The following is a 7,515-nucleotide window of genomic DNA, read 5'->3' as shown; positions in this document are numbered from 1 at the left end:
GATGCCGCCGCGGCCCTCCGAGCGAAAAGCGAGGCCGAGCACACGGGCAGGGTCCTCCTCGATGTGCCGCAGACCGGTCACACCAACGTCGTCGTACCACCCGGTCAAGCCCGGACCTTCCGGAACGACGGCTCCTACATCATTACCGGTGGCCTGGGCGGCATCGGGCTCTTCCTCGCCGAAAGGATGGCCGCGGCCGGCTGCGGCCGCATCGTACTGAGCTCCCGGTCGCGGCCGGATGCCAAGGCGTTGGAAACGATCGAACTCATCCGGGCGATGGGCACCGACATCGAGGTGGAGTGCGGCGACATCGCCGAGGACGGCACGGCTACGCGTTTGGTGAGGGCGGCGACTGCCACCGGTCTGCCGTTGCGGGGGGTGTTGCACGCCGCCGCGGTGTTCGAGAACGCGATGCTCGCCACCACGAGCGACGAGCTCGTCGACCGCAACTGGGCTCCGAAGGTGTTCGGGGCGTGGAACTTACACCAGGCGACGGCCCACCTCCACCTGGACTGGTTCTGCGTGTTCTCCTCGGCGGTGGGTCTTGTGGGCTCGCCCGGACAAACGGCGTACGCCGCGGCTAACAGCTGGCTGGACGCGTTCGCGCGGTGGCGCCGCGCCCGCGGCCTTCCAGCCACCGCGATCGGCTGGGCATTGTGGGCAGAGGTCGGTCGCGCCGCCGAGGTCAGGTCGGAGACCGGCGAAGAGGTGACTCCCGGGCAGGACGGCGAAGGCACCGCGATTGCGCACTGGCGGGACACGGCCTTCACCGCCGAGGAGGGCGCCTACGCGTTTCAGGCGCTCTTGCGCCACGACCGGCCGTACGCCGGTTATGCGAAGTTGACGGGTACACCGTGGTTCGCCGCATACGCACAGCGCAGCAGGTTCGCCGAGTTATTTCGCTCCAGAAGCCAAAGCCCCAAGGGGGCAGGCGAATTGGTGGCCGAGTTGCACGCGCTACCGCGCGAGGACTGGCCGGCCCGGCTCCGGCGCATGGTTTCCGACGCGGTCAGCCTGATTCTCAGGCGAACCATAGACCCGGATCACCCACTGTCCGAGTATGGCCTCGACTCAATGGGCAACCTGGAGCTACGGACCCGTATCGAGGCGGAAACAGGGGTCCGCGTCACCACCAACGACATCACCACGATCCGCGGTTTGGCCGGGCTGCTGTGTGAGACTCTCTCCGCCACCGCCGATCTCGACGCCGGAGCAAACGTGCCGAAGGGGGCAGGGTGTTCGTAGGTGCAGGGCCGGCGCGCGGGCTGTTCGTGGGAACCGTTCATGACTGGATGCCGGAGGCGGGCAGAATCGTGTCCTGGCAAGCAGCTCCGGCCTCCCTCGAGAAAGCCCGGCACGCGCCGGCAAGCGATGTGCCGCTGAGCGCCATGCAGGAGGCGCACCTGCGCGGCTTTTCGCGATACGCCGCCCGGGGCCTAGACTATGCCCGGCTGGTCATCGGGTGCGGCGACGAACCGGGCCGGTGCGACGTCCGCGCGATGAATTACGTCATCAATGCACACCTGCGCCGGCACAAGACGTATCACAGTTGGTTCGCGTACGAAGACGCGGAACGCATTGTGCGCCACACCATCCAAGATCCCGCCGATATCGAGTTCGTTCCGATCCGGCATGACGCGATGACACCCAACGAGTGGCGCCAGTTCGTGCTGTCCACCCCGGACCCGGTGCAATGGGACTGCTTCAGGTTCGGCATCATCCAGCGCGCGGACCACTTCAGCTTCTTTGCGATCGTCGACCACGTGCACTGCGATCCGACGATCATCTCGGGGCTGTACACGGAAATCTTGATGAACTACCGGGTCCTGATCACCGGCGGCGCGCTCGTCGCCTCCCCCCCGCCCGCCAGCCACGACGACTTCTGCGTGCGCGAGAAGCAACACCTGGCCGGCCTGACGTCCGCTTCCCCCGAGGTGCGGAAATGGATCGAATTCGCCGAACGGAATGGCGGAACGCTCCCGGACTTCCCGCTTCCCCTCGGTGACTTGTCGGTGTCCTCCGGTGGTGACCTCATGGTCGAACGGCTGATGGACCAGGAACAGACCGCGGCTTTCGAATCACTCTGCATCCGGGCGGCCGCGCGCATCAGCGGGGGGTTGTTCGCCTGCGTTGCTCTCGCGCAATACGAGCTAACTGGTGCGACAACGTATTACGGCCTCGCACCCATCGACAAACGCAGAACCCTGGCGGAATTCTCGACCATGGGCTGGTTCACCGGCGTGGTCCCGTTCACCGTCCCCGTCGACCCGACATCGTTTGCAGAGACCGCGCGTGCCGCGCAGGCATCCTTCGACTCGAATCTGGATCTCGCGAATGTGTCGTTCAACGACGTGCTGAAGTTGGCGCCCTGGCTCAGACCGTGGGGGCCGAATTGCACCATGGTCAACTACATGGATGCCGGCCTGCCGCCGTTCTCTGCCACCGTCTCCTCCCACATGAAGAACGCGAATCTCAAAATCTACTGCGATCCAAGGGATCCGGCGCACCTGTACATCTCGGTGATCCGTCTCTTCGATGCGGTATCGATATGGGTGAATTTCCCCAACAACCCGGTGGCCAGGGACTCCGTCATCCGATTTCTGAACGCGTTGCAAGGCGTGTTCAAGCGAGTCTTGGAAGGCCCCGGCTCGAATGCGCCGACCAAAACCACGGACCTCGCCTACGCGGACGACGACTGACGGAGCCGGTAGCAGCGATGAAGGTTGTCTTGGCCGCCCACGGAACTCGCGGTGACGTCGAGCCCTGCGCCGCCGCCGGCCTCGAGCTGATGCGGCGCGGGCACGAAGTGCGTATGGCGGTGCCGCCCAACCTGATCGGCCTCGTGGAGGCCGCCGGGCTGCCTGCGGTCGCCTACGGGCCGGATTCGCAGGAGCAGGTGAACGCGCTCGCGGACTTCCACCACCGCGCCTTCAAGCCGCAGAATCCGCTCAGCTTGGTCCGCTCGGGCAGGGAGCTCTTCATCGAGGGCTGGGCGCAGATGGGCACGACGCTGACTTCGGTGGCGGACGGCGCAGACCTGCTGGTAACCGGCCAGACCTACCACGGGGTCGTCGCCAATGTGGCTGAGTACTACGACATCCCAGTGGCGACACTGCACCACATGCCGATCTGCGTCAATGGCCAGCTGGCCCTTCCGTCGGTACCATCGCCGGCCCCCCTGGTCCGCACCGCGTTGAGGACGGCGTGGTGGCTGTACTGGCGCATCACCAAGGAGGTCGACGACGAGCAACGCCGTCAACTGGGCCTTCCGCGGGCCGCCGCCCCGGCGGCGAAGCGAATGGCGCATCGCGGATCGCTCGAAATCCAGGCCTACGACCGAGCCTGTTTTCCGGGCCTGGCGAAGGAATGGGATGGCCGGCGCCCGTTCGTCGGTGCGCTCACGATGGATCTACCGACCTGTGACGACGGTGAGGCGGCCGCCTGGGCTACCGCTGGAACGCCCCCCGTCTACTTCGGGTTTGGCAGCACACCGGTCCGATCCCCTGCCGACACGATCGCCATGATCGCCGCCGCCTGCACGCAGCTTGGCGAACGGGCCTTGGTCTATTCGGGCGAGGGCGCCCCACACCGTACTTCACAATCCGACCGAATAAAGCTCGTCGGCCCGCTGAATTACGCGGCCACGCTTCCACTCTGCCGCGCCATGGTCCACCACGGTGGCGGGGGCACCACGGCCGCCGGCCTGCGAGCCGGAATCCCGATGCTGATCCTCTGGGATGTGGCCGAGCAGCCGCTGTGGGCCGCGCAGGTCAGCCGGATGCGAGTTGGCCGCGCCCAGCGGTTGGTGAGCACCACCGTGGAGTCACTCGCCCGGCATCTCCGCGAGATCCTCGCGCCGCACTACGCCGGCCGAGCCCGTGAATTCGCCGCCCAGATGACCAAGCCCGCCGAAAGTGTCACCGCGGCAGCGGATCTCTTGGAGAAGGTCGCCGTCGGGGAGCGTGCTTGATGATGTGGGGAACGGTGCTGCCGATCGCAGTTTGGCTGTCGCTGGACCCGACGCGACTGGTCATCGGCGGAATCTTGATGTCACGCCCCCGGCCCCGGCACAACCTCCTCGCCTACTGGTGGGGCGGCCTCACAGCGGGCGTAGCCCCGGGCGTCGGCGCCTTCGTACTCCTGCGGGATTCGCCAGCGACGGTTATGGAAGACGCGAGGTCCACGGTCGTGCGCTTCACGGGCGGGTACTTCCAAATCGCGATCGGCGTGCTTGCCCTGGCGATCGCGACCGGAGTGTGGGCGTACCGCGGCGCCCCACCGTCCCGAGCCCCGCAGCCGCCCCGACCGACCGCGGCCGCCCGGCTGACGGCCCGCGTCCGCCGCGCGTTGCAAGGCGGGAACCCGTGGGTGGCGTTTGGGATTGGACTGGTGACGACCATGCCACTCGCCGATTATCTCGTGGTGCTCACCATCATTGTCTCCTCGAGAGCAGCGATCGGCGCTCAGCTCGGCGCGGTCGTGATCTTCACGATCGTGGTCCTCGTCCTGGTAGAGGTCCCCCTCGTCAGCTATCTTCTCGCGCCGGCGCAGACCCAGCTGGCGATGGTGCAGCTGCAAAGGTGGTTTGCCATTCACCGTCGCCGGCTTCTGATCGCCGCACCCGCTCTCGCCGGGATCATGCTGGTGGCCTCGGGCGTAAGCAGCCTCTGAGCGGTCGATGTCGTTCAGTTCGAACCGCGCGGCCCTCGCCGAGCAGATCCCATGCGCCCGTTCATCCGCCCGGCGCCGGGCCGGGCGTAGCCGCTCATCAGGGACGGCGCTCTCCGGCCGAGCCTGTCCACGTTCGACTGGATGAGCTGGAAGGGATAGTCGGTGTGTCGCTCGATGACGTCGCGCAGGTCCGCCATGGACGCGTGCCACGGCATGTCGTAGCGGGCCAGGTTCGCCTTGAGGAACGGAAACCGGAAGTCCTTGATGAGGCCATCCCAAAAGTGCAGGGTGCCGTTGTTGCGAGCAGAGCGTCTGGTGGCCCACGGGCGGGCCGATGGGCGGCCGTAGGTGAGTTCGATGGCGGCGGCGGAGACGAACGGGTTGAGGCTGAGTCCGGCTCCACGGGCGCGGGCGGATATGCCGATCTCGTATCGCCAGATGACCATCCCCTTGTGGACCACGTACTGGAAGCCATCCCAGAAGTCTTCGAGGAACGTGCGGGTGTGCGAGTCGAGATCCCAGACGAGAAAGAAAGATTGGAGATGCGGAACCAATTGGGTGTTCTCGACAGCGCCGTACATGTCGGCGCCGTGAAACGAACTCCACATGTCTTCCAGGGGAAAGAGCGGACCGAAGACGCTGTCGTTGGCGACCAGAAACCGGTCGAATTGATTGAGCGACCACCCGTGGTGCGTGAGAATGCACCACGCGAGGTGCCACGAGCCGAAATCGTAGGAAAGCGTTCGGCGGGTGTAGATGCCATCACAGAGGGAGCGGATGGAAGCCACCGACTCCGGTGTGAGAGTGGGCGAGCCGGAGACGAAGACGATGGCCGCGCCCTGCTCCCGCAAGGCTTTCAGGTAATAGGCGACGTACGGATCGACGACGCCCTGCGGGTCAAAGTGCGCAAACAGAGCAAGCGTGCGGCGGCCGGGTGGAGGATCCGGCGGAAGCTCCAGGTGGGTTTCGCATAGGAAGCGGAAAGCGTTGCCGCTGCGGCGGTAACGCGCCGCGGCCGAAGCGCGCTCGCTTTCGGTGCGCAGCATCTCCGAGAATTTCATCACGTCCCCGTGGCGTCCGTGAGTGCTCAGTCGGCGTGAACGGCCGGCCCTCGGCGCTGCGCATCCAACCGGGCGAACTGATTCTGTCGATACCGCTCGACACAGGCCGCCCGACGGACCTTGCCGCTGGTGGTGATGGGGATCGAACCGGGCGCTACCACAACGAGATCGGCGATGCTCAACCCGTGGACGGTGGATATCGCGGAAGTGACCTTGCGCCGGACGAGATCGAAAGCCTCCTGGCCGGAATCGTCGCGGCTCTTCAACTCGATGATGGCGACGAGTTTCTCCGTGCCCTCGTCCGGAACGGCGATGGCTGCACAACGCCCCGGCGCGATGCTTTGGATCGTTGCCTCGAGGTCGTCGGGAGAGTGGTTGCGTCCGTACACGATCAATAGATCCTTGATCCGGCCGATGATGAACAGTTCGCCGTCGGCGAAGAAGCCCATGTCACCGGTACGCAGCCACGGTCCCTCCGGCGTGCCGGCCGACGGATCGACAAGCGTTGCGCCGAACGTCGTTTCAGACGCTTGTGGGTTCTGCCAGTAGCCGGAAGCGACGTTGTCGCCTTGCACCCAGATTTCGCCGGTTATTCCGGCCGGACATTCGATTCTCGTCTCCGGATCTACGATGCGCACGAGGGGTGAGCGCGCCGCGCCGTAACTAATCAGTGCTGTACCGCCCCCGCCCGCACACCGCTTCGCGCGGCCGGCGGTCAGTTCTTCGGAGTCGAAATGCGCGACTCGTGGTGATTGACCCGCCTCGCGGGTGGCGATGTACAACGTCGCCTCCGCCATTCCGTATGAGGGCCGCAACACCCGGTCCTGGAGGCCGAAGGTGGCGAATCGCTCGGTGAAGCGCCGCAGCGTCGCGGGCTGGACTCGCTCACTGCCGTTGAGGATGCTGAGCACGTTGCCGAGATCAAGCCCTGCCAGGTCGTCGTCGGAGGCCTTTCTTGCGGCTAGTTCGAAGGCGAAGTTGGGTCCTGCCGAAAGTGCGTGACTGTTGCCGGCCAGCAGTTGAATCCACCGGGCCGGCCGCTGCAGGAACGCCACTGGAGTCGTGAGTACGGTGTGGAATCCCGTGAGCACCGGAAAGATGATTCCGAGATGCAACCCCATGTCGTGGTAGAAGGGCAGCCAGGACACCACGGTGGTGTCCGGTGGCGCAACGCCGCCGTGGTCGCCGAAGAAGGCGGCGTTGATCTGCTCGAAATTGGCCAGGATGTTCCTGTCGGAGACCATCACTCCGACGGGGGTGCGCGTCGACCCGGACGTGTATTGCAGATAGACGGTGTCGATCCCGCTGCCGACCCGGCCGCGCGGCCCGGCCCTCGAGCCCGAAGCCAGCGAATCAACCGCGACGATCGACGGAACGGATCTCCCGGCCCCCGACTCGACGTACCGGGCGGCATCGCCTGCGGCGGACGATACCGTGAGAACGACGGAGGGTGCGGTGTCTTTCAGTACGGCGGCGACGCGTTCGTCGCTGGCCCCACCGAGTGGAACCGCAATCAGCCCTGCCTGTAATGCCGCAAGGAACGCGGCGATGTAGTCGAGCCCGTGCGGCGCCAGGATCACAGCGCGGTCGCCCGGCGATCCGTGAATCCTCAACTCCTGTGCGACGTCAAGCACTCGCCGGTAGAGCTGTGACCATGTCACGCTCTCGGCAATTCCGTTGCGATCGCGCTCGTAATCCATAAACGTGAACGCTGTCCGATTGGGCTGCAGACTGGCGCGTTCGCGCAGCAGTGTCGGAATGGGACACTTAAGCATGGGCGTCA

At 65.8% G+C, this 7,515-nt stretch carries 6 protein-coding genes; 4 read left to right on the top strand and 2 right to left on the bottom strand.

The features are described 5' to 3' along the window. From A5704_RS20165 to A5704_RS20150, 4 genes are all read left to right on the top strand, one after another. On the top strand, window positions 1–1,245 hold a 1,245-nt coding region (locus A5704_RS20165; RefSeq protein WP_156737716.1), incomplete at its 5' end, for an SDR family NAD(P)-dependent oxidoreductase. Further along, window positions 1,236–2,699 carry an acyltransferase gene (locus A5704_RS20160; protein WP_231969188.1) on the top strand — a complete coding sequence of 488 codons (1,464 nt, stop codon included), beginning with the start codon at window positions 1,236–1,238 and terminating at the stop codon, window positions 2,697–2,699. The genes A5704_RS20165 and A5704_RS20160, both read left to right, overlap by 10 nt. 17 nt (window positions 2,700–2,716) lie before the next feature. Then, window positions 2,717–3,970 (top strand): glycosyltransferase, encoded by a 1,254-nt coding sequence (locus A5704_RS20155; RefSeq protein WP_067756284.1) that lies wholly within the window; start codon window positions 2,717–2,719, stop codon window positions 3,968–3,970. Then, entirely contained in the window at window positions 3,970–4,671 is a 702-nt protein-coding gene (locus A5704_RS20150) for a GAP family protein (protein ID WP_067756276.1), read from the top strand. The genes A5704_RS20155 and A5704_RS20150 overlap by 1 nt, the downstream gene beginning before the upstream one ends. A 14-nt stretch (window positions 4,672–4,685) precedes the next feature. On the opposite strand, the gene A5704_RS20145 is transcribed toward A5704_RS20150, so the two are convergent. Both A5704_RS20145 and A5704_RS20140 read right to left on the bottom strand, forming a co-directional pair. Beyond that, a complete protein-coding gene (locus A5704_RS20145) occupies window positions 4,686–5,732 on the bottom strand; it encodes a rhamnan synthesis F family protein (RefSeq protein WP_067756273.1) in 1,047 nt (348 codons plus the stop codon). A 26-nt stretch (window positions 5,733–5,758) separates the two neighbouring features. Next, window positions 5,759–7,507, bottom strand: coding sequence for an AMP-binding protein (locus A5704_RS20140; RefSeq protein ID WP_067779097.1), 1,749 nt, complete (start codon window positions 7,505–7,507; stop codon window positions 5,759–5,761). Between the last annotated feature and the right edge of the window lie 8 nt (window positions 7,508–7,515).

The organism is Mycobacterium sp. E735 (assembly GCF_001666955.1).
Lineage (GTDB): Bacteria > Actinomycetota > Actinomycetes > Mycobacteriales > Mycobacteriaceae > Mycobacterium.
Note: the sequence above shows the minus strand (reverse complement) of the source record. Positions and strands in the feature narration are given on the sequence as shown.

Coding starts and splice junctions, on each gene's coding strand:
- A5704_RS20150 (WP_067756276.1), top strand. CDS start 3,970: ATGATGTGGGGAACGGTGCTGCCGATCGCAGTTTGGCTGTCGCTGGAC.
- A5704_RS20145 (WP_067756273.1), bottom strand. CDS start 5,732: ATGAAATTCTCGGAGATGCTGCGCACCGAAAGCGAGCGCGCTTCGGCC.
- A5704_RS20140 (WP_067779097.1), bottom strand. CDS start 7,507: ATGCTTAAGTGTCCCATTCCGACACTGCTGCGCGAACGCGCCAGTCTG.
- A5704_RS20155 (WP_067756284.1), top strand. CDS start 2,717: ATGAAGGTTGTCTTGGCCGCCCACGGAACTCGCGGTGACGTCGAGCCC.